Here is a 22,761-nt window from a genome sequence, read left to right as displayed (position 1 = left end):
GACCTTCACCCTCTCTTGGCGCACAGTGAAGAAAAGCATGCCTGTAATCAGTTAAATAATATCAACGCATTAGTAAGTAACTCGTGTCAACTCCATTTATACCAGTATCTTATCTTCTAAAACATCTGTAGGCTCCTCGGTCATAGAAAACACATGCTCATGGCGATCAAGGCTTAATAATCTTTGTGACGAATAAAGAATAAAAACACTTAAGGGGAAAAGAGTCAATAAATCAAAAGGAAATTTTAAAACTCCTATGCCTCCGAAAACACCTAAATAGGACACGACAAAGATAGTCCCCATATAAAATAAAAACCAATATAAAGCGGAGCTATTATCTAAAGAATTTTGGCGATGATAAACACAATAAATAAGAATGCCAATAAACAAGGCAATATCCAGTTTCCATATGATCGAAAATCCACACCAATACAGCATCAAATTACAAAAATAAAAAGCAAAATGGGAACAGATCAATGCACCCGATAATCTAAAGGGTCTAGGGGTTTGCGGTTGTAACTTACGCATTGCTAAAAGGCATATAGGCCCTATGCTGTAAGATAAAATACTCGCAGAAGAAAGAAAAGCAACTAGTTTTTGCCAGCCAGGAAATGGCAGGAAAGAAAACATACCTACCAGTAAATTTGCATAAAGAGTAACGTAAGGTATCTTATGACGATTGACCTTTAAAAATATTTTAGGCAAATGAGCGTTTAACGCCATTCCATATAAAATCCTAGAGGTTGCTGCAGTATAAACCAAAGTTGTACCAAAAGGAGAAAAAGCAGCATCGATCATTAATAAAGTGGCAACAACACCAAGCCCTAATAGCAATGTTAAACCGACTAATGGGCCACTATCTCCTGGATAACTAAGGGCATGCCAACCATGAGTTAAATACTTCTGGGGAACTGCGACAATAAAACTAAGTTCCAACATAAAATACAAAACAAAACCAATTAAGACCGCTCCTAAGATAGCAATAGGAATATTACGCTGAGGATTTTTAACTTCTCCTGCAAGAATTAACCCATTTTGAAATCCAGTAAAAGCAAATGCTATTCCACCAGCAGACAGGGCAGTAAAGATATTCACCCAACTTTCCTTTTCCGATAAATTGATTGCTACATTACTGAATGAGGGAGCGACATGGAATAATGAAACAATAGCAATGGTGGGTAAAATAAATTTAATAATACTTGCGTATTTATTACATTCAGCAAGAAATTTAATGCCATATGAGTTTAACATAACTACAAAAAGCATAATTGCTATAGCAGCCATATAACCATAGCCTGAAAGCTTAAATGTCGATGGATCATTAGCAAGTAATAGTGGAAAAAAATGACTTGAGTACTGTAAAATCGCCTGTATTTCTATTGGAGTCATAACAACATAAGAAAGCCAAGATGTCCATGCGAATAAAAAACCAACTTCTTTTCCATGAGTAAAAGTTGGATAGTTAGACATACCTCCTGAAATAGGGAACATTGTTCCAAGTTCGCATAGAGGTAATGCAATAAAAAGCATAAAAATAGTGGCAATGATCCAGGAAATTAATGCATTGCTACCTGCCATTTGCGCACTAATAAATGGACTAAATAACCATCCGGATCCAATCATTCCTCCGGCAGAAGCAATAAGAATATTAGTTGCTGAAATATCACGTTTTAGCATGATGGCATCCTTTTATTGCAAAAACATTAAAGTACGATGACAATTCCTTTTATTTAATGGTAGTGCGATAACGCTAAGATCTAGAAAATTTAGCAGAAAATACCAAACTCTACTTTACTCCATCTAGACTATAAATGCTTAAGTTGACATAAGCACGTGCTTTTCAGCATCAACTTAAGTAAATTTTATTTATCAAACAAATAGCCTGATTGCTGGCAGGCAGTAGGACTAGGGCATCATAAACGTCGTAACTCTCACTGATGCCTCATTTTTTAAGTTTACGCCGTCATAAGTGTAACACAGAAATTTACTCTGTATACATAGATGCCATTAAGTTTGAGAAGTACCTATACAAAACGGTTAAATTTCATTTTGAGTAAATTACCCCTATTGTGTCTTTTTATCGATATTCACGTTCTATTCGCTCAATTTCTTTAATAATATCTCCGTTACTTTCATTTAACGGAGTATTAAACCAAGCATCCAAGATTTCCTTTGCTAAGTCTTGAGTTAGCAAACGATTCGATAAGGCCAAGACATTTGCCCTATTCCAAATTCTTGCTCCTCGTGTTGTTTGAGCATCTGTACATAAAGCAGCTCTTATTCCTGGAATTTTATTCGCAACAATAGAAATACCTGTCCCCGTCCAACAAAAGAAAACTCCTTCGTCACAGATCCCTCTCTTAATCGCCTCAGCAGCGACTCGTGCAGTTTGAACCCATGATTCTGTATGTCGGGATTTAAGAGCACCAAATGGAATAACCTGATGACCTAGATGCTCCAGCTCTTGAACAACAAAATCATTTACAGGATAAAGTTCATCACTGCATACTGCAATTTTCATTGAGATCAACCTCATTTGTTTGGGTGTGATGATAATTCATCCTACACCCACTGAAAAAAATATTCTGAACTTATGACTTTTTCCGTTGCATAATTTGCGAAAAAAACTCTGGCTTATTCAGTCCTATGGATGCAAAAATTTGTGGAACTCTATCCCAAGCCCCCTCTTGCTCAATACTTGCAACCACTAACTCAAATCCTGTCTTTTTATCGGTCTCTAATCCCCAACCATTAATAAAACAAAGCCCTCGTAAACGCTTGGCAACAACATGTCCGAGTGCAATTGCAGCCGACAGATAAGCATGGGCCTCCTCGAAAAGCTGATTACACCTTTTCAGATTCGATTCACTTTTAAAAACGCCTTCATTTTCCAAATTTTGTCTGAATTTTGCTTCTTCGAGAATCATTTGGCCTAATTGATAATTAGCCTCTGGATCATCAAGCGCAGCAGCTGCTCTGTAACACTCCATATACATTACCTGCGCAAAGGGAAATTTTTTTTTGCCAATCAACTTATGATAGATAGACGCTAATTCATAGTAATATGAAATTTCTTTTTTAAGTACTTCATCACCAGGTTGATTACTCACCCGACTAGCCTGCATTGCTTTTATTTTCTTAACAATTCGTTTGATTTGCCAACGTTTTAAATAAGCCATAATGAGTCCTACCATATTCTGTTAAGATTGAATAAGATATTGAAATAAGAAAATAAGAAAAATAAAAAGAATCATTAAGCCTAGAATTTTTAATGAAAAAACTACTGATTCTTGCCTTGCTCTTCTTTTTTCTTGGTTATAAAGATTTCCTTGATTCTCCTCACTTTCTTGCTCTGTTTTGTATATTCGATTATCAATGTAATTTGATACTACGTATGAAATAAGACCAGTAACAATACTCGGGATAAAAAAGATGCACCAAACGATTACTTTACTAGCCTCAATACTGTAATCATATTCCTCTTGAAATAAATTCAAAAGCGCTAAAATGAAATATGGAACATTATAATTTAGATCCCAAATGAAAAACGGTATAATGTATAAGCTAAAAACAAATAACCCCAGGCTAAGCAATAAGCAAATCATCCCTAAGATATAAAGCTTATGATTATGACTAAATCGATCCTGTTCCATATTTACCTTAAAACATTTACTCCCCGTTAAGTTTAAGATAGCAGATAGATGTAAATAAGTACACTTACTGGTTATATTAACTAATTCATTTTAAAATGGATTATATCCATTTATTTTAATTAAAGGCACCGCATGAAACGTTATGTTTTTATGATCTCAGATGGCACAGGAATCACCGCTGAAACCTTAGGTCATAGTTTAATCACTCAATTCGAAAATATAAAATTCGAACGACTTACTATTCCTTATGTTGATTCCTTAAAAAAAGCCGCACAAGTTGTTCATCAGATTGATAAAGCCTGTAATGAACAAGGAGTTAAGCCATTAGTATTTATGACTTTGATTGATCCTGAAATAAGGGCTTATTTAAAAAAAGCGAATGCTTGTGTATTCGATTTATTTAGTACTTTTATTGGGCCTATGGAGGAGGAGCTTCATGAAAAATCTTCTTATACCGTTGGAAGAACTCACGGAGTAGTAAACAGCAAACTCTATTTACATCGGCTTGAAGCAATTGATTTTGCATTGTCTCATGATGATGGCATCAAACCTCGTGGATATGATAAAGCAGATATCATTCTTATCGGAGTGTCACGTTGTGGAAAAACACCCAGCTGTTTATATATGGCCTTACAGTATGGAGTTTTAGCCGCAAATTATCCGTTCACTGAAGAAGAAATGATGGGTTTTAAGTTACCTGAAATACTAAGACCTTACAAAAACAAACTTTTTGGGTTAACCATTGATCCACAACGTTTACAACAAATCAGAGCTGAACGCAGGCCAAATAGCAAATATGCTTCTCCAGAACAATGTCGGCTAGAAGTAAGTGAGGTTGAAGCAATGTACCAAAAAGAAAAAATTCCATATATTAATTCGACCAAATATTCAATTGAGGAAATATCTACCAAAATCCTTGCTGCCTCAGGAATACAACGTAAAATCTAATTTTGATATATTAATTTCACTAGGTATACAGTTAATGCTGAATTATTGCGCAGTACTAGGAAAATCTGCATTGCAATCGTATCGACTGTCATTACCTAAAAAAATTTTACAACTTTGATTAATAGTATATTTTACTGTAGTCGCATCAGGTACGGCTGTATTTTGCTTGGAATACATTTGCCAAATGATTACCCCATCGCTTTCTTTTTGTTGTTGAAGAATTTGATCGACTAATTGATTTGTAAGCTGTAATTGGCCATTAATATTTTTTGGGTAAGCGGGTTGGTTCACTTCAAAACCAAATTGAATTTTGGATTTAATATTATATTTAGCAGGCAGAAAAGTGACTTTGCCAATATTATCGATTGTTAAAATAGGTTTACTGACATTCTCTGATTTGAGCCAGTTTGTATAATCTTTCATATAAGCACTGACCTGTCCTGGTAAATCTAAAGGTCCGTTTGGATATGGAGCGCATAATGTTTGATTATCACCACAAAGATCATAGGTCATTAATCCTAAACTATCAAAACGAGAAACAATCGCTTCATCATAGCTAGCCAAGTTATACCATAAACCTTTTAAATTACCTTTCCACCAAAGACCACCTTTTGTGTAAATATCAGGTAATCTATCATTAAATACAAAACCAGTAATAGGACGAGCTCCAACAGGTGGGGCTGCTGTAGCAAATTTAAGATATTTTGCGCCAGGATCATCAATAATTGCATGTAAAATAGCATCTACTTTTTCCACAGTTCTAGGCATAACAAAAGAAGAACCGGATCCAGTGGCGTATTTCATTAAATTATTATAAGTCGGTCCTCCTTCTTTCATAATAGTGTTCGCAATATCTATTGACCATTCACCGCTTGCACTCGGGCTCCAATTAATTGCAAATTTATCAGCATGCCAAAATTCCTCATAGTCAAAGTCAATCCCATCTACACCTAGATCATTAGCCAGTTTAATTAAATTAGCATAAGAAGTTTTCGCTATAGAGACCTGATCAGGATCAGTGGGATCAGGAAACCAATCATAAAAATTATTTTTATCAGGTGAAGGCGGAGGGCCACATACTTCTTTGTCTACATCAAAATTACAACTGTAATTCCAACCACCTACTGACAGAAACGTTTGAATATGTTTTTCTTTAGATAATTTAATTGCTGCTTTTAATGCCTGAAAAGCCTGTGCTCCTTTTCCATCATGATCCGTGTAATAGCCTAATATGCCAGTGGTCGCAAGGTTCTCGGATTGATAATCAAGTAATGTTGGTCTAACAAATGAAAAAAGAACACGATTAAAATTAGGTTTTTGAATTTTAGCTAAATCATTCACATATTTCTGTAATTGTTCCGGTGTATCAATAAGTAAATAAACAGAAACAATTTTCTCTTTTTGCATAGAATTATTATTCATTAACTCTGTAGTGGTGGGCATAGAAAATAACATAGGAGAATAATTAAGGATCAATGCATATACTACAGAACAAGAGAAAACTCTTTTTAAGTTCATTATTTATTTGATCCATAAATCAACCTACATGATTAAATTATAATCACATATTAGGGATAAGCAAACTAAAGGTATTACATCATATAAAGTTAGTAATATTACCACTTTTGTCTAAATATCGCTGAAAAGTATCAATACACATACTTTGCCCAACAAGAAAAATTCACAACCCCTAAAAGTCCCTTGGCTGCCTGACTCTCATGAGTTGAGACAATATTTACCAAGTCTGCTAGGGAATCACCTTTGGCATGGTTGTAGGAGTTTAGCCAAGCCTATCCAAAATTTCTAAAATGTTACTTGGTAATTATTTGATATTAAATTTATTATCTTTGATCTGTTCCATAGCACGCTCTACTATTTCATCTAGTTTTTCACTTATTTTGTTGCTATCTCGGCTGCTACTAAGAATTTGATAATCCTCACTAGATTTAAATGCTTCCACTTTTTGTTGCAGTTCTTCCTTGGAAGATATATTCGATAGTGATTCTTCAAACTTCGTTAATAATTTGAACAACTGATTGGATTTTTTATTATAGGAACTTGGCAAATCCAAGGGTTGATCACTAACCCTTAATGGCGCTAATGATGATCCTTTTAGTTCTATTTGAGGTAATATTTGAATTTGATTATTTTGTACATTTTTTATTTTATTTTCTATATCATATAAACGTTGCAAAACTTCATCAAGTTTCGGTCGATTAGTCGGGTCTGGATCCGTCATAGAATTAATTAATTTCCGCATCTCCTGACCTGTTTGAGTTTGAAAATAAGGATTATCAAAATTTAGTGGATTTTGCATAGCCCAAAATTTAGCGGGATCCTCATCGATCGGCGGTAAAATCAAGTAATCATAAAGTGCCAATCCTAATTGATAACTATTAAAAGCTTCCGCATCTATGTTGGTATTTTTTAATAAATATTCGGGTGGAGCATAGCAAGGTGTAGTCCATAACTCCCGCTGGCTTTTATTCAACGTACGATTCTCAAAAAGTGGCGTGATACCTTTTTTATCAGCGACTATAAGTCTGCCATTATCATCAAGAAGAAAGTTAGTGAGTTTAATGTCAACATGTGATCCATTATGTTGAAGTAGATCACGGCAGAAGGTTGTTAATTGCCCAATTCTATTACATGCTGAAAGAGTAATCACATCACTGCCCTCCTGAGCAAGTTTTCTTTCTCTTTCGCCATATAAATCCCCACCTCCAGCAAAATTAGAAATAACAACAGAATTAAAAGCTTCTACTGAAGAGGGTTGATTGACTAAATAGTCATGGGAAAAATATTCATTAAGAGGGAAATTACTAAGGTTATCGAGAAATACTTGCTGCTTAGGAACTTCACCTATAGTCAATACAAATTGTTCTCCTGATTCCTCGTTTCTTATGCGCCAATTAACATTATTTGCTCCTCCAAGCCTTGTTATTTCAAATTCAGCTACCCCCGGAAATTTTTCCACTATATCCGCTTTTGTTGGTGGACCAGGATTAATCGCAGTTATGCTTCTAAGATTATTTTTTAGCCAGTCCATATCCTCTATGCTCGCTGTAGCCAGTTCACTAACTAGCTTTTGATTTGAAAATTTTAAATGAGCCATGTAGCGCATTCGCAAATCAGGCGTATGATGTATGATTTTAGATATTTCTTGATTTATCTGACTGACCAACGTTCTAAAATTATTGATATCTTTCCGCTCATTTAATTGGAAAGCTAATTTAATAAGTAGAGTTGATTTAAATTCTTGTAATTTGTAAAAGTAATCACTTGGCGGAAGGCTATTTTTGGCTCTGTGTATCTCGTCTAACTGCGCTAATATACTAATACCCTCCACACTTTCTTTTACATTTTTTTTAAAACGTGATTTAGTTCTGCTACTCACGACCCATGCATCTACTGAGGCTATTGGTTCATTTGCTCCAGTCAAATTGAGTAGTTTCATTTCGGCAGCTAAACCAATACTGGGAGGCGGAAGATGCTGCCCAAGTTCCTTGGCTATACCTCTCCAATTTGCCATTGGCCCTAACAATTCGACATCAGCAGGGGAAGTCACAGTGACTGAAAGAGCATCCGTATGGAGTTTTTTTAAAAGATTACCCGCGTAATTAATTTCTTCCAAAACATTATATACACGTATTTTTTCTAGAGGTTTAGCTTTATTTTGCAATATCTTAGTGTAAAGTTCATTATACTCATCTATTAATGAATTTAGGCGATCAATACGAAGGTCATTTTTACGATTATTTATCCTGTCTAACATGAAAGTGACCTAATGGATTTCATATGTAAACTTATTAGTCCATCTTATAGGAATTTTCAAGAAAATATGAAGTTGCACATCTTGAGCAACTCTTGATATATAGTGAGGAATATACTACTTTTTTAATCATAGGAACGTATTTTGAGCCACAAATGAACCCCCTAGAAATTATTAACGGACAAAACTATCCACTTCATAGAGCAAGTAAAGACCTTGGTAATTTAACTCCTTTAATGTTCGCTGCAAAATATGGGTTGAGTGATTATATTGATAACAAATTAAGCTCAATACAAGATAATGAAATAAAATCAGATTTATTAGCAATAACGAACGAAGGTGGATTAACATCTTTACATTTTGCATGTCTCTATGGACATGTTGAAGCAATCAAAGTTTTATTAAAGCATGGAGCCTCAATTTCTACTCCCTCAAAATTAGGACAACTACCCCTCCATTCCTTATTTTCACAACACAATGATATCCAAAATATCAAGGATATTTTTACTTTGCTGTGCAAAGATAATTCACAACTTTTAGCAGCAAATTACAATGGTGACATTGTGGCACATCTTGCTGCCCAAAGAGGTATTGTTGACATATTAAATTACATTTATTCGATAGAGCCAAATTGTTTAAATAAAAAAAATAATCAATCCATGACTCCATTATTACTGGCAGTATTAAATAATCAACTTGATGCTACAAATTATTTATTAAATAAAAGTGATATAACTATCAGGGACAACAACCGTAGAAATGCTCTTCACTATGCAGCTCTTTATAGTACCTCTGAGGTGCTAAAGACAACTCTTGTCCATTTCCCTATTAATTCGGTTGACGCTAACCAAAAAAAGCCTTTAGATTATGCAAGAGCAAATAGAAATTTGGAAAAAATAACGTTATTACAAGAAGCCGAAGCGGGGGAATCCAAAGTAAATAAGCCAAATCCTATGTAAAATCCAGTATATTCATTGCCATTACTTTTAGTTTCTTTGTTCCCTTATCTTCGGCAAATTTGCTTTACACTATAAAATTCATTGTGCAACAACCCATAATTGCATAAAATCATCAACCTTCATTGCTGCAAGTGCATTTGTATCATTCATGACCTGGATGATCTTCTCTACACGATCCTCAGAAAATTGAGTACTCAAATTCTTTTTAAATTTGGATAATAAAACAGGAATGCCTTCTTCGCGTCGACGTTTATGCCCGATCGGATAATCAACAGTAATCAAATCACTTTCACTACCATCTTTAAAAATCAATTTAATACTATTAGCAATTGAGCGTTTTTCTGGATCAAGATACTCACGAGAAAAAAGTTCATTTTCGGTAACATGCATTTTAGCACGTAAAACATCAATTCGAGGATCAGCAGCCACATTATCTTCATAATGTTCCGCTTTTAAATCTCCAAATAATAAGCCTATCGCTACCATATACTGCAAGCAATGATCTCGATCCGCAGGATTATGCAAAGCACCTTGTTTACTAATAATGCGAATTGCAGATTCATGGGTCACTAGATCAATTCTAGCTATATCATCAAATCGATGTTTTACAATTGGATGCAACTTTACAGCACATTCCACTGCAGTCTGTGCATGAAATTCAGCAGGATAGGAGAGCTTAAATAAAACATTTTCCATCACATAGCTGTCATAAGGGCGTTGAAACTTAAACGGTTTTTTGCCGAATAATACATCATAAAATCCCCATGTTGGTACAGTTAAAGCGCTTGGGTAACCCATTTCTCCTGTTTTGGCAATTAAGGCTAACCGCACTGCTCTGGATGTTGCATCACCTGCAGCCCATGATTTTCGGGACCCCGCATTAGGTGCATGTCTATAAGTTCGTAGACTTTGGCCATCAACAAAAACTTGGGACAATGTTCTCAACATCATATCTCTGTCCGCGCCTAAGAGTTGCGCTGCAACAGCTGCACTTGCAATTTTTACTAGAAACACATGGTCCAAACCAACACGATTAAAACTATTTTCAAGAGCTAAACAGCCTTGAATTTCATGTGCTTTAATCATGGCAGTCAGTACATCTTGCATTAATATGGGTGCTTTACCTTTAGAACAATTTTCTCTGCACATATAGTCAGCAACTGCGAGTATGGCACCTAAATTATCAGAAGGATGTCCCCATTCAGCAGCAAGCCATGTATCATTGAAATCAAGCCAACGAATCATGGTACCAATGTTAAAAGCTCCTTGAACAGGATCTAATTCATAAGTTGTGCCAGGAACACGTGCCCCACCAGGGAGTATAGCCCCGGGAACAACAGGCCCTAACAGCTTCGTACATTCAGAAAAATTTAAAGCAAGGATACCGCAGCCAAGAGTATCCATCAAACATAATCGCGCTGTTTCATAAGCTAAAATACTGTCGATTTTTTTGTTTAATACATAATCTGCAATATCTATCATCACCTGATCATAATCAGGCTTAATATTATCTTCGACATAACCGTGCATATTATCCTCTTATATATCATTATTCAGTTGAGTACTTAATTCCATAGCTTGGGGTGCAGCACAACAAAGCTTTAAGCGTTGATTGTTCAGAAATCCCGGGTTATATCTTCCTGCACCCTACTAACATCAGCATTCCATATGGGCTGATCCAACTATTAACCCCTTTTCTCTATTGGAGTGAACTTTTGAGGTTCTGGTCCAGTATACTCAGAAGTAGGTCTTATAAGTTTATTATTTGCTCTTTGTTCAAATACATGTGCAGCCCAACCTGTAATACGAGACATTACAAAAATTGGGGTGAATAAGAAAGTAGGAATGCCGCAATAATGATATGCTGAGGCACTGTAGAAATCTAAGTTGGGGAATAGCTTCTTCTCATTCCACATCACTTCTTCAATTCGTTCTGAAATATGATACAACTGAAGATCGCTTTTCTCTTCACCTAAACGAAATGACCATTTTTTAATAATATCAGAGCGAGGATCACTCGTTGTATATACTCTATGACCAAATCCCATAATGAGCGCTTTGTTGATTAGCATTTTTTTCAATTCAGTTTCTGCTTCATCAGGACTCTTAAATCGCTCTATAAGCGCCATTGCTGCTTCGTTAGCACCGCCGTGCAAAGGACCTCGCAATGTACCTATAGCACTAGTGATTGCTGAATAAAAATCAGCAAGCGTTGCAGCAGTCACACGTGCCGCAAAGGTTGATGCATTAAACTCATGCTCAGCATATAAAATCAAAGATACATTCATCATCTGAGCTTCTATTTTACTTGGTCTTTTACCATGCAGCAATGAGAGGAAATGTGCTCCTGTTGTTTGTTCCTCACTCAAACCAGATATCTCTTTGTTCTGAAAGTGCCATGCATACCAATAACACATCATTCCTGGAAACAAAGCTAACAAGCGATCTGCAATTTGATGTTCTTGTGAGAATTGCTCCTCTGGCTCAATATTTCCTAAAAAAGAGCATCCTGTTCTTAATACATCCATTGGATGAGTATTTTTAGGAATCAACTTAAGTACTGTTTTTAAATTTTCAGGCAATACTCTAAGACTAACCAATCTTGCAGTATATTCAGTTAACTCCTTTTGGGTAGGTAATTTGCCATAGAGTAATAAATATGCGACCTCTTCAAAAGTAGCATACTCCGCTAAATCATCAATTGAATAACCTCTATAATTAAGACCTTTCCCTGCTAGCCCAACTGTACAAATTGCTGATTGACCCGCAACAACACCGGCTAAGCCGCCGCTTTTAACACTCATTATCTTCCTCCATCAATTGGTCTAGTTTTTGTTCGTATTGATAATAGCCGAGTACCTCATATAGTTCCTCTCGTGTTTGCATTTTATCAAGCATGGATTTTTGCGTTCCATCACTCAAGATAGCTCGATAGGTATTCAAGGCAGCTTGAGACATCGCTCTAAATGCACTCAACGGATATAAAATTAAAGAGATGCCCACGTCTTTAAGCTCCTCTCGACTAAACAAAGGAGTTTTGCCAAATTCAGTAATATTGGCCAGAACAGGTACTTGAACCTTTTGCGTGAAAAACTGATATTCATCTAAGCGAGTCATGGCTTCAGGAAATATCATATCGGCACCTAGCTCGATACAAAATAATGCGCGCTCAATTGCCGCACTCATGCCCTCAACAGCATAAGCATCTGTTCTTGCCATAATCACAAAATCGGGATCTTGCCGTGCATCCACAGCTGATTTAATTCTATCGCCCATTTCTTTCATGGATACAATTGCTTTGTTAGGTCTATGCCCACACCGTTTTGCAAGAACTTGATCTTCAATATGAATGGCAGCAACTCCTGTTTTTTCCATGAGTTTTACTGTTCGAGCAATATTAAAAGCATGTCCCCATCCGGTATCTACATCTACAAGAAGAGGTAAAGAACAAGCCTCTGTAATTCTACGGGCATCCTCAAGAACTTGTGATAAATTAGTCATCCCAAGATCAGGTAAACCATAAGAAGCATTCGCAACTCCAGCTCCAGAAAGATAGATTGCTTTGGCTCCAGAAAATTGAGCGAGCATCGCAGAATAGGCATTCACAGTGCCTAAGACAGGTAAAGGTTTGTGTTCTTCGATTATTTGTTTGAAATACTTGCCTTTAGAATCGGCCATCAACTGTCACTCCTTGATCTTTAAAGCATAATATTATGCTCTAATGAGACCTTCATCTCAATCGATTTTAACCTTAGCTCGAATTATATTTTTACGTAAAAACCGCGCAGGAGATAAAGCGTATTGCAAATTTCTTGGCAAAAAGCTTAGTTCATTATTAATTAAAGAGGCTAACCACTCTGCACACAAAGGAATAGAGGTAAGCCCTCGCGAACCAAATCCAGCACAAGCATACAACCCGGGATAATAAGGCCCTGCTTGTGGAATCCAGCATTTCGCATTTGTTTCTAATCGTGCATAATGCTTAAGAAATTTTTCAGCATCAGCAATTTTTCCAACTAAAGGAAGATAATCAGGTGTTGATGCTCTAACTCCTGACCAATGGCCTGTTACAGTATCAGACCATAAATTATTAGAGGAAAGCTGCTTTAGCTTCGTTAAATTAGTTTGATCATCCTCATATTTAATTTTAGCTATGGACGAATTTAACTCATACGTAGCACCCACTTGATGCATATCATTTAGTGCGGGCAGCACATGCCCTTCAGCGCATAAAGGCACTTTTAACTGAGCACTTTGTTGGGTCGAGGAAATTGCTGTCATTTGACCACGAATAGGTTTTATGGGTAGATACTTCGTTTCTTTAAACGAATTTACTTTATGCCCATTCGCTAAAATAACCACCTCCGCCTCCCAATTATTAACGATCCAGCGCTTATCAAATCTTAAATCAATTACTGATGTATTTGTTACTAGAGAAACTTCTTTTGTATTCACTAAGAACTGGCATAATGCGGGTGAATTTATCCATCCTGATAAAGGGATAAATAATCCAGAATTTGGTAATGAAAATCCTGCTAACTCAGATGCTTGTTCTTTCTCTATTAGCATGCCCAGCTCAGGATAATGAAGAAGCCACGTACGTAAACTCTCTTGTGCAGCTTTTTCCTTTTCATTATGTGCAAGCAATAAAGCCCCGTTTAATTCACCAAGTTTGGTCTGATTTAAAATAAACTGATATGTACGCACAGCATATAAAAATGCGGTTAACATAAATTGAGTAAGTGGAGCACTATAGGCAGATAACTTAGGAAATAAAACCGCCTGTTGATTTGCTGATCCGCCGTTACCTACTTCGTTTAATTCATCAATTACAGTTACTTTCCAACCTTTTTTTGCTAGGGAAAAGGCAGTAAAACAACCAGCTAAACCTGCTCCTATAATAATAGCTGATTTATTAAAAGTTTTTTCGGGTTTACCCGTATGCCAAGGCGTATGTCGTTTTGTAGTTATTGGTTCTGGGGTCTGAGCAAAACGACCACATATCATATGTCGCTTTAATCCAAACCCTTTTCTTTTTTCAATCAGAAATCCATGATGACTTAAACTTTTTTTTACAGAGCCTGCTGCAGTATAGGTTGCAAAAGTAGTATTCTCTTTCGACAACATAGCAATTGCTTTTATTAGAGAATTAGACCACATACTTTTATTTTTTGCTGGCGCAAAACCATCAAGATACCATGCATCGATATAAGAAGGTCTCAATTCACGCTCAAGCTCCGATTCACCACAAATCAATAATTGTTCATAGCATTCAAATGCATCACCAAGCATTAAAGTCAAAGTAACCCTACCTTCACAAAATGAAAGATGATGATATCCTGGAGTTAAGATAGGGTAATTGGCGATAAGCTGCTCTGCTTGTTTTACCAATTGCGGCCAGAAAGCAAGACTTTTTACCAAGTCATCAAGAGAAAGTGGATGTTTTTCACAAGAGATAAAATGAAGTCGACATGAGGATGGAGCATATTGCTCCCATAAATGCCAACTTAAAAGAAAATTTAAACCAATTCCAAAACCAGTTTCGCCAATGGTAAAAATCTGCTGGGTAGTCTTAGGAAATGATTGCCAACGTTGAATGAGATTGTTCCCATGGACAAACACATAAAGGCTTTGTTCTATCCCTCCACCCGAAGAGTGGTATACATCATCATATTGAATTGAAATAGGCAGAGCTCCGGACCAATCAAGCTCTGCTTTTTTAATAGGTACAAAAAAATTACTCACATACAACTACTCGATTCGTAGTCATTGCTTTAGATTCTTGTAACTCAACGAGCTTTTTTTCTTGAAGTAATCCCCGTAACTTCGGAATTAAAATAAAAAGCACAATGGAAGAACCAATAGCAAATAACCCTAACATTAAAAATACATGGCTATAACCACTATTTGTAAGTACAGGCGAAACGCTCTTTTGTCCAGCAATCATCAAGTTTGAACTATAGCTGGATAAAGTCGCACCAACACCTGAATTTAACATCCACATCCCCATCATTACTCCTTGCAATGATGTGGGCGCTAAATAGCCTATCATAGCATAACCAATTGGTGAAATTAAAAGCTCGCCAATACTCTGTAAAATATAACTAAAAACAATCCAACTTGGGCTAACCAAACCCTCATAATTAGCATAAGCGATTCCTATAGGCAATACAGCAAAGGCAATACCGATAAAGAGTAGTGCTAAAGCGAACTGGGTGGGGATATTGATTTGCACCCCATTTTTACGCATTTTATGCAACAATAAACCCAATAATGGACCACCAATAACGATAGCTACCGTATTAATGTTTTGAAACCATTGCGGTGGAATAACCCAACCGGCATACTCTCTCTGCACATTATGATCAATAAAAACAGTAAGTCCCATAGGCGCTATTTGATAGAGCATCCAAAAAATGGTACCAACAATCATCAATACAGCAAAAGCAACCATTTTATCCCTAGCTTCCTTAGTAGGTTGTTGTCTTGCAAGATAGAGTATGACTCCTAACATCACAAGGCCTGTAACTAATACTAATTTTTTAGCCCAGTCTGCATACTGCAACATTTGTCCTAAAAAGAAAGGAAGTAACAAAATCAGAGCAATACCCCATAGAATAGATTTTTTTTGGTTATATTTATCTTTTTTTGAAAACAATGTTTCTCTATCCGATAATTGTTGCCAACAATATAAACAAATAATTAATGCCACTAAATTACCTAAACTGCTGAGTAAAAAAAGTCGTTCATAATTTTGAGTCAGCTGAAATAAACCACTTAAACTAAAGCCCACAAAAAAACCAATATTCATCCCTGCATAATTCATAAGAAATGCTGTTTCACGGCGAGTATCTTCAGGAGAAAAACGCTGGGTAAGCATACAATTCAAACAAGTAACGTTCAGGCCAGAACCTGTCAAAAAAGCGGCCAAACCATAATACAAGAATGTTAAATCACTAAATGATAACAAAACACAACCTATGATTTGCGCTATCATTCCCGCGCAAAACAGAGCTCGATTAGATAACAAGCGACCACCCCAAAAACCACCGAGCAAATGTAATCCGTAGTTAAAAGCAATAAAAACACCCATGATGCTATTGGCAGCGCTTGCTTGCAATCCAAGCTTCCCCATCATGAATAAAACCAATGTTGAATAAAGTACACTAAAACTTAAAGTAGATACTATCTGAATAAAAAACAAAGGGACAATCCCTTGTGGCATTGCTTTTAGGAACTCCTTTTGATTTGTCATTATTGACGTCATGACTTTCCTTGTTAACTCAAGAACATCTATGAATATGACATGTGGGAAAATTACTGTCTAGTATTTTAAAAATAAATTTTGCCATCTTATTATCTAGTTAATTTAGCCCTTAATCCATATTCTCAGATAAGGCGAAACAATGCTAATATTAGGAGCATTGTTTCATATTTTTACTTATTTCACCTAAGCGATGAACGATATCATTATTGTTTTAATTGACTTAGTACCTCTTCAGCTGCCATTTGTGTTTTACGAATTTCTTTTTCCCCATGTGCACTCGAAACAAATCCAGCCTCATACATTGAAGGAGCAAAATAGACTCCTTTTTCCAACATACCGTGGTAAAACTTTTTAAATAAAACTTCATTTGACGCAGCTACGTCTGCATAATTAGCAATATATGTTTTTTCTGTAAAGCAAAAACCAAACATACCACCTAGTGATGCAGTAAAAAATGGAATACTTAATGCCTCCGCAACAGAAGCCAAAGCCCGTGTTAATGCTTGTGTTGTATGACTTAATTCAGCAAAAAAATCTGGCTTTTCAACTTCTGATAACGTAGCAAGGCCAGCTGCCATAGCAAGTGGATTGCCAGAAAGAGTACCTGCTTGATAGACAGGACCTTCCGGAGCTAAAAATGACATAATTTCAGCTTTACCACCTAAAGCACCTACAGGCATCCCTCCTCCGATTACTTTACCTAAAGTAGTTAAGTCAGGAGTTATATTAAATATTCCTTGAGCCCCCGTTAGCCCTACTCTAAATCCAGTCATAACTTCATCAAATATTAATAGGGTTTTATACTGATCGCATAATTGCCGTAAACCCTTTAAAAATTCAGGCTCAGGTAAAACAAATCCCATATTTCCAGCTACTGGTTCAAGAATTATTGCGGCAATATCTTCTGGAAATTTTTCGAATAATTGGACAACTTGTTCTAGATTATTAAAGTCCGCAGTCAAAGTATGCTCAGTAACACTTTGTGGAATTCCTGGCGTTGAAGGAATACCTAATGTCAGCAAACCAGAGCCCGCTTTTACCAACAAACCATCACTATGCCCGTGATAACAACCATTAAATTTAATAAATTTATTTTTCTTAGTGAATCCTCTTGCTAACCGAATAGCAGTCATTGTTGCTTCAGTCCCTGAATTCACCATGCGTATTTTTTCAATTGAAGGAATTAAAGAAATAATTTTTTCAGCCAATTCTACTTCAAGCTCAGTAGGTGCTCCAAAACTCATTCCACTATAAAGCACTTTATTTACCGCCTCAATGACTGCATGATGACAATGCCCAAGTATTAATGGTCCCCAAGAGCCTACATAGTCAATATAATCTCGGTCATCAACATCAATAAGATACGCCCCTTTTCCCTGCTTAAAGAAAATAGGCTCTCCACCTACACCTTTAAAAGCACGAACAGGTGAGTTTACACCCCCAGGAATCAGCATCTGGGCGTGGTGAAATAAATCTATTGAACGCGACATAAAAACCTCCATAAATTTTGCCGTGTATAGTACAGCTATTCTGAAAAATTGCAAAATGCACAGATTAACTTTACATCTAGGCTTACAGTAGATAAATTACACCCTTTTAACTGAGTGTTATTATGCAAGAATATAAAAAATACATTTGTGTTATTTGTGGCTTTATTTATGATGAAGCTGAAGGATGGATAGAAGATGGTATAGAGCCTGGTACACGATGGGAAGATGTCCCTGAGAATTGGTTCTGCCCAGATTGTGGTGCCGGTAAAGAAGATTTTGAAATGGTTGAAATAGAATAGAAAGAAAAAATCTGTGGACATGCCATTTTTAGTCTTATTCCAACAATGAGCATGTTCACGAAATTATTAAAAATGAATCATTCAGTTTATGGTTTAACCACGACTAAAATAACAATACCTATCAATAATAAAGTCGGCATTTCATTATAAATGCGAAAAAAGCGTGTACTTTTCTGATTTTTATCCTCAGCAAACGCTTTACGATAATGACCGCACAACAAATGATAAACCCACAAAACAACTACTAAGCCCAACTTAGCATGCATCCAACCTTCTTTAAGATAATATGCTGGATTATAACTGAGAAGCCATAAACCTAATATGCTGGTTAGAAGAGCAGCAGGCCAAGTAATACCATAATAAAGTCTCCTTTCCATGATTTTAAATCGATTAAGGCTAATCTCATCATGAGTGTCTGCATGATACACAAATAATCGTGGTAAATAGAATAAGCCTGAAAACCAGGCAACCATTGTAATAATATGAAACGCTTTAATGTACAGCATGCTTATTTTCCTGATGCTTTATTATTTTTTTGACGTGAGTGTTTTAATAAATTCAAAAACTCAACTGCTAAGGAGAATCCCATCGCGAAATATACATATCCTCGAGGCACATGAAAAGAAAAACCATCTGCTACGAGTATCATTCCTATTAAAATTAAATAGCTCAGCGCAAGCATTTTAAGCGTTGGGTACTTTTGAATAAAAGCGCTAACGATTTCACTAGCAAAGATCATAATGAGAATAGCGCATGTAATTGCAACAGCCATCACCCAAAAACGTGACGTTAAACCCACCGCAGTGAGTACACTATCTAAAGAAAATATAATATCCATTACTGCAATTTGTAAGATCACCATACTAAATGTTGCCTTAAAGGATCGTATATTTTTTTTAGGCTCTGGCGATTTCTCTGAAACATCCTGATGAATCTCATCAGTTGCTTTCCATATTAAAAAGGCGCCACCTAGCATGAGAAATAAATCACGTAACGAAAAAGAAAATTGATCTATTATGAACAATGGCTTGGTTAATTTGATCATGTGCACTGCAAGAGCAAGTAACATGAGGCGTGTAACCCAAGAAAATGTTAACCCCCAACGCCTTGCTTTTTTTCGCTGATGAACAGGAAGTTTTTCCGATAAAATAGATAAAATAACCAGATTATCAATCCCCAAAACAATTTCTAATATAATTAATACAACTAAGCTTGTAATAACACCTAGGAAATCCATTAAATCCTCTGATATCAAAATATTGGTGGGCCTATGATATAATCTTAGTCTAAGATTTATAAAGGTAAATGATTCACTTTATTTATTTGCTTGGTTATAATGAATATGTTTCGTTAATCTTTGTGAGATATTGAGATCATCAAGTTCATCAAAAAGCTGTTAAAGAGAAACAGGGCTCACGTTGCACCTGTTGATTCTGCTTATATAATACCTAGAAATAAACATAACATATCCAAAACAGATATTAGTAGCAATGCGCTTAAAGTGCTTAACCGTTTAATAGGGGCTGGTTTTCAAGCATACATTGTGGGTGGTAGCGTTAGGGATTTATTACTTCATAAAGCGCCAAAAGACTTTGATGTCGCAACAAATGCAACACCGAATCAAGTCAAAAGTTTGTTTAGAAATGGGCGAATTATTGGCCGTCGCTTTAAATTAGTTCATATCCTCTTTCATCGTGAAATCATCGAAGTCGCAACCTTTAGAAGCCATGTAGCTATTGATGAAAATCAAGTAACAAATGAGCGTGGGATGTTAGTCCGCGACAATGCCTATGGCTCTCTTGATGAAGATGCGTGGAGGCGAGATTTCACCATTAATTCACTTTACTACAATATTAACGACTCCTCGATTATTGACTTTACGGGTGGAGTAAAAGACGTAGAAGAAAAGCTAATTCGTATGATTGGTGATCCAATTAAGCGTTATCAAGAAGATCCTGTACGAATGTTGCGCGCCATTCGATTCAGTGCCAAATTAAATTTTAAGTTGGCCTCAGAAACAGCGGCCCCCTTCCCAGAAATTAGTCATCTCATTACCCATGTATCCAACTCTCGTTTATTTGATGAAATGACTAAATTATACCAATGCGGTAATGCAGAAACAGTACAAAGACTACTCATGCAATATGGTTTGTTTGAGCATTTATTTCCACAAACGCATAAACTATTCGATAGTACTTATCCAATAAACGCATTATTAGCAATTGCACTTGAAAATACAGATACCCGTATTCGTGAAGAAAAACCAGTTACTCCTGCATTTTTATTTGCGGTTTTTCTATGGTTTCCAATGGTTGAACATTCAAAACAATTGCAAAGTGCAGGTATTGACCCACTTCCTTCTATAGAACAAGCTATGTCTTTTGTTCTTTCAGAACAAAACAAAATTATTTCTATTCCTAAACGTTACAGTCAAATTATTCGAGAAATCTGGTTATTGCAATATCGTTTTGCAAAAAGATTAGGTGGTAGAGCATTTAATCTTCTGCAACATCCACGATTCAGGGCGTCTTATGATTTTATGGCCCTGCGTTCATTAGCTGGTGACGAAGCCATAGAATTAGCGCAATGGTGGACAATTTTTCAGGATGCAGATGAAGCAGAACAAACAAAAATGGTTGCTCAAATTACACCCGATTTTTCTAAGCGTAAAAAACGGCGCCGAAAACCCAAAACAAGTGATAGTCAATGAATATCTGTTATATAGGTTTAGGCTCAAATCAGAAGAATCCCGAACGCCAACTTTGTAAAGCAATCCAATCCATTAGAGCATTACGACTAATAGCAGTTACTAAAATTTCATCATTTTACTGGAGTAAGGCTTGGGGGTTAAAAAGCCAACAGGACTTCTGTAATACAGTCATTGAAATAAGCACTCGTTTATCGCCTCTCCAATTACTTAGCGCCTGTCAACAAATTGAGAAAAAGCAAGGCCGCGTTCGCAAAAAACGATGGGGCCCAAGAATAATTGATATTGATATTCTTTATTATGAAAATCGAGTCATTCGATCACAAAAGCTCATTATTCCTCATCCTTACATCCAACTTAGAGATTTTGTGTTAATTCCCTTAAAAGAAATTAATCCTAAGTTTCTATAAAGTTGTAGCTTAAATATGTATTTGTGATATTTCTATACCGTGGTGCCACATTGGCATTAATTTTGTTCACACCAATCTTTTTCAATTTATGAAATAAAATAGGTAATTATAGTGTAGAATCAACTACAATTTACAATAACAGTTCATTGGTGAGGTTATCATGTATAAAAATATTTTATTTGCTACGGATTTGCTTAAAGAACATAATCATCTCACAGCAAAAGCAATCACTATTGCACAACAATTTAATGCCAGACTCTTTTTATTACATGTCATTGAATTACCCGCAAGCTTCCAACTCGCGCAAGGCCTTGGATTTACCGAACTGGCAAATCCTGCCAAAGATGACGCACAAACGGTTTTAGCGTTAATAGGTGAGAATTTTAATATTCCCAGTGAACAACAATTTGTTGAAGTAGGTTCAGTTAAAGAACATATTTTTAATAAAGTAAAAGAACTAAACTGTCAATTAATTATTCTAGGCAGTCATTCTTCTACACTTCACACTTTTTTAGGAAGCACAGCCCATGCCACTGTAAATCATGCTCCATGTGATGTACTCACTTTACGGCTATGACTTCAAAAACGTCAGTAAGAGGATTGGTTATATAGTGATTTTTTCTCAATATAATGTTCATGACCTATTACTGACGCTCTTTTCCAACTTAGAACTGCAATAGAATAGTAGACTCATTAGAGCCCAATCTGTTTGTATTAGTTAACTTAGTGAACTAAACTTAGGTTGAATAGGATCAAAAACAATCAATAAAGTGGCTATTATTTACTAGGAAGAGTACACAGCCTTTCTCTTCTGAGAGCTAAAGGTTACTCTATCAAGGTCATTGTAGTGATCAGAAGCGGACTAAAGTAGTAAAACATCTTGAACGTGTTCTTGGCGCAAGAGATTAGAGGTATTAAAAATGAAACGCGAACATATTATTGAATTATTAGTGAATCAATTTGCTGAAAATATAAAAAACTTACCTGACGAAACTTTACAAGGTATTCAATCTGGTAAACTGGTAATTAGTTTGACACCGACTGTTGATAAAGAAGCAGGTGGCCGAGCTATAGTATCCCGAGGTAATAAGCAAAGACTAGTAAGATAGATTATTGGTAAAAGAATCTCCCATTTTTGAACCAGACGTGTGAATAATCCACGTCTGGCCCTTTTTGCAATTTAATAAATTACAAATATCCATATACGTCGTGTCATACTCTGTGATGTACCCATTTATGACTAATACTCAAAAACT

General features: G+C 36.0%; 21 protein-coding genes. 7 read left to right on the top strand and 14 right to left on the bottom strand.

From position 1 onward, the window contains the following. Positions 1 to 96: 96 nt before the first annotated feature. From DYH34_RS08410 to DYH34_RS08395, 4 genes are all read right to left on the bottom strand, one after another. Positions 97 to 1,677, bottom strand: a complete 1,581-nt coding sequence (locus DYH34_RS08410; protein WP_058463522.1) for an APC family permease — start codon at positions 1,675 to 1,677, stop codon at positions 97 to 99. A 400-nt stretch (positions 1,678 to 2,077) separates the two neighbouring features. After that, the gene (locus DYH34_RS08405; protein ID WP_058463523.1) at positions 2,078 to 2,521 is read right to left on the bottom strand and encodes an RpiB/LacA/LacB family sugar-phosphate isomerase; all 444 of its coding nucleotides are present in this window, start codon (positions 2,519 to 2,521) and stop codon (positions 2,078 to 2,080) included. A gap of 70 nt (positions 2,522 to 2,591) precedes the next feature. Next, positions 2,592 to 3,179 carry an SEL1-like repeat protein gene (locus tag DYH34_RS08400; protein WP_058463524.1) on the bottom strand — a complete coding sequence of 196 codons (588 nt, stop codon included), beginning with the start codon at positions 3,177 to 3,179 and terminating at the stop codon, positions 2,592 to 2,594. A gap of 21 nt (positions 3,180 to 3,200) precedes the next feature. Then, on the bottom strand, positions 3,201 to 3,653 hold the full coding sequence (locus DYH34_RS08395; protein ID WP_058463525.1) for a hypothetical protein: 453 nt from the start codon (positions 3,651 to 3,653) through the stop codon (positions 3,201 to 3,203). A 132-nt stretch (positions 3,654 to 3,785) separates the two neighbouring features. On the opposite strand from DYH34_RS08395, the gene ppsR reads away from it, so the two are divergent. Continuing rightward, positions 3,786 to 4,601, top strand: a complete 816-nt coding sequence (gene ppsR / locus DYH34_RS08390) for a posphoenolpyruvate synthetase regulatory kinase/phosphorylase PpsR (RefSeq protein ID WP_058463526.1) — start codon at positions 3,786 to 3,788, stop codon at positions 4,599 to 4,601. A 42-nt stretch (positions 4,602 to 4,643) separates the two neighbouring features. Here ppsR and DYH34_RS08385 read toward each other — a convergent pair whose 3' ends face one another. Together DYH34_RS08385 and DYH34_RS08380 are read right to left on the bottom strand one after the other, a co-directional pair. Beyond that, positions 4,644 to 6,119: a glycoside hydrolase family 18 protein gene (locus DYH34_RS08385; protein ID WP_058463527.1), complete on the bottom strand. Its 1,476-nt coding sequence runs from the start codon at positions 6,117 to 6,119 to the stop codon at positions 4,644 to 4,646. 304 nt (positions 6,120 to 6,423) lie between these two features. After that, entirely contained in the window at positions 6,424 to 8,376 is a 1,953-nt protein-coding gene (locus DYH34_RS08380; protein ID WP_058463528.1) for a protein kinase domain-containing protein, read from the bottom strand. A gap of 152 nt (positions 8,377 to 8,528) precedes the next feature. Between DYH34_RS08380 and DYH34_RS08375 the strand changes: the two genes are divergently transcribed. After that, on the top strand, positions 8,529 to 9,332 hold the full coding sequence (locus tag DYH34_RS08375; RefSeq protein ID WP_058463529.1) for an ankyrin repeat domain-containing protein: 804 nt from the start codon (positions 8,529 to 8,531) through the stop codon (positions 9,330 to 9,332). Positions 9,333 to 9,410: 78 nt separating this feature from the next. On the opposite strand, the gene DYH34_RS08370 is transcribed toward DYH34_RS08375, so the two are convergent. From DYH34_RS08370 to hemL, 6 genes are all read right to left on the bottom strand, one after another. After that, a complete protein-coding gene (locus DYH34_RS08370; protein WP_058463530.1) occupies positions 9,411 to 10,862 on the bottom strand; it encodes a bifunctional 2-methylcitrate dehydratase/aconitate hydratase in 1,452 nt (483 codons plus the stop codon). Positions 10,863 to 11,017: 155 nt separating this feature from the next. Next, positions 11,018 to 12,136 carry a bifunctional 2-methylcitrate synthase/citrate synthase gene (gene prpC, locus DYH34_RS08365; protein WP_058463531.1) on the bottom strand — a complete coding sequence of 373 codons (1,119 nt, stop codon included), beginning with the start codon at positions 12,134 to 12,136 and terminating at the stop codon, positions 11,018 to 11,020. Further along, a complete protein-coding gene (gene prpB / locus DYH34_RS08360) occupies positions 12,126 to 13,010 on the bottom strand; it encodes a methylisocitrate lyase (protein WP_058463532.1) in 885 nt (294 codons plus the stop codon). Before prpB ends, prpC begins: the two co-directional genes overlap by 11 nt. A gap of 57 nt (positions 13,011 to 13,067) precedes the next feature. Continuing rightward, positions 13,068 to 15,077, bottom strand: coding sequence for a bifunctional tRNA (5-methylaminomethyl-2-thiouridine)(34)-methyltransferase MnmC2/FAD-dependent 5-carboxymethylaminomethyl-2-thiouridine(34) oxidoreductase MnmC1 (gene mnmC / locus DYH34_RS08355; RefSeq protein ID WP_058463533.1), 2,010 nt, complete (start codon positions 15,075 to 15,077; stop codon positions 13,068 to 13,070). Beyond that, positions 15,070 to 16,557: a peptide MFS transporter gene (locus DYH34_RS08350; RefSeq protein ID WP_172465435.1), complete on the bottom strand. Its 1,488-nt coding sequence runs from the start codon at positions 16,555 to 16,557 to the stop codon at positions 15,070 to 15,072. Before DYH34_RS08350 ends, mnmC begins: the two co-directional genes overlap by 8 nt. Before the next feature lie 245 nt (positions 16,558 to 16,802). Then, complete coding sequence (hemL, locus tag DYH34_RS08345; RefSeq protein WP_058463535.1) at positions 16,803 to 18,089, bottom strand: glutamate-1-semialdehyde 2,1-aminomutase; 1,287 nt, start codon at positions 18,087 to 18,089, stop codon at positions 16,803 to 16,805. Between the two features lie 122 nt (positions 18,090 to 18,211). Between hemL and DYH34_RS08340 the strand changes: the two genes are divergently transcribed. Beyond that, on the top strand, positions 18,212 to 18,388 hold the full coding sequence (locus DYH34_RS08340; RefSeq protein WP_058463536.1) for a rubredoxin: 177 nt from the start codon (positions 18,212 to 18,214) through the stop codon (positions 18,386 to 18,388). 86 nt (positions 18,389 to 18,474) lie between these two features. Here the strand turns inward: DYH34_RS08340 and hemJ are convergent, their stop codons facing one another. Then, positions 18,475 to 18,894: a protoporphyrinogen oxidase HemJ gene (hemJ, locus tag DYH34_RS08335; protein ID WP_058463537.1), complete on the bottom strand. Its 420-nt coding sequence runs from the start codon at positions 18,892 to 18,894 to the stop codon at positions 18,475 to 18,477. Between the two features lie 2 nt (positions 18,895 to 18,896). After that, a complete protein-coding gene (locus DYH34_RS08330) occupies positions 18,897 to 19,625 on the bottom strand; it encodes a TerC family protein (RefSeq protein WP_058463538.1) in 729 nt (242 codons plus the stop codon). Positions 19,626 to 19,781: 156 nt separating this feature from the next. On the opposite strand from DYH34_RS08330, the gene pcnB reads away from it, so the two are divergent. From pcnB to DYH34_RS08310, 4 genes are all read left to right on the top strand, one after another. Beyond that, positions 19,782 to 21,098 (top strand): polynucleotide adenylyltransferase PcnB, encoded by a 1,317-nt coding sequence (pcnB, locus tag DYH34_RS08325; protein WP_058463539.1) that lies wholly within the window; start codon positions 19,782 to 19,784, stop codon positions 21,096 to 21,098. After that, positions 21,095 to 21,505 carry a 2-amino-4-hydroxy-6-hydroxymethyldihydropteridine diphosphokinase gene (folK, locus tag DYH34_RS08320; RefSeq protein ID WP_058463540.1) on the top strand — a complete coding sequence of 137 codons (411 nt, stop codon included), beginning with the start codon at positions 21,095 to 21,097 and terminating at the stop codon, positions 21,503 to 21,505. The genes pcnB and folK overlap by 4 nt, the downstream gene beginning before the upstream one ends. A 160-nt stretch (positions 21,506 to 21,665) precedes the next feature. Continuing rightward, positions 21,666 to 22,082 carry a universal stress protein gene (locus DYH34_RS08315; RefSeq protein ID WP_058463541.1) on the top strand — a complete coding sequence of 139 codons (417 nt, stop codon included), beginning with the start codon at positions 21,666 to 21,668 and terminating at the stop codon, positions 22,080 to 22,082. Positions 22,083 to 22,425: 343 nt separating this feature from the next. Beyond that, the gene (locus DYH34_RS08310; RefSeq protein WP_058463542.1) at positions 22,426 to 22,614 is read left to right on the top strand and encodes a hypothetical protein; all 189 of its coding nucleotides are present in this window, start codon (positions 22,426 to 22,428) and stop codon (positions 22,612 to 22,614) included. The last annotated feature ends 147 nt before the right edge of the window (positions 22,615 to 22,761 follow it).

Source organism: Legionella cincinnatiensis (assembly GCF_900452415.1).
Classification (GTDB): Bacteria; Pseudomonadota; Gammaproteobacteria; order Legionellales; family Legionellaceae; genus Legionella; species Legionella cincinnatiensis.
The sequence above is the reverse complement of the archived record's forward strand: the minus strand, read 5'-3'. Positions and strand labels throughout refer to the sequence as shown.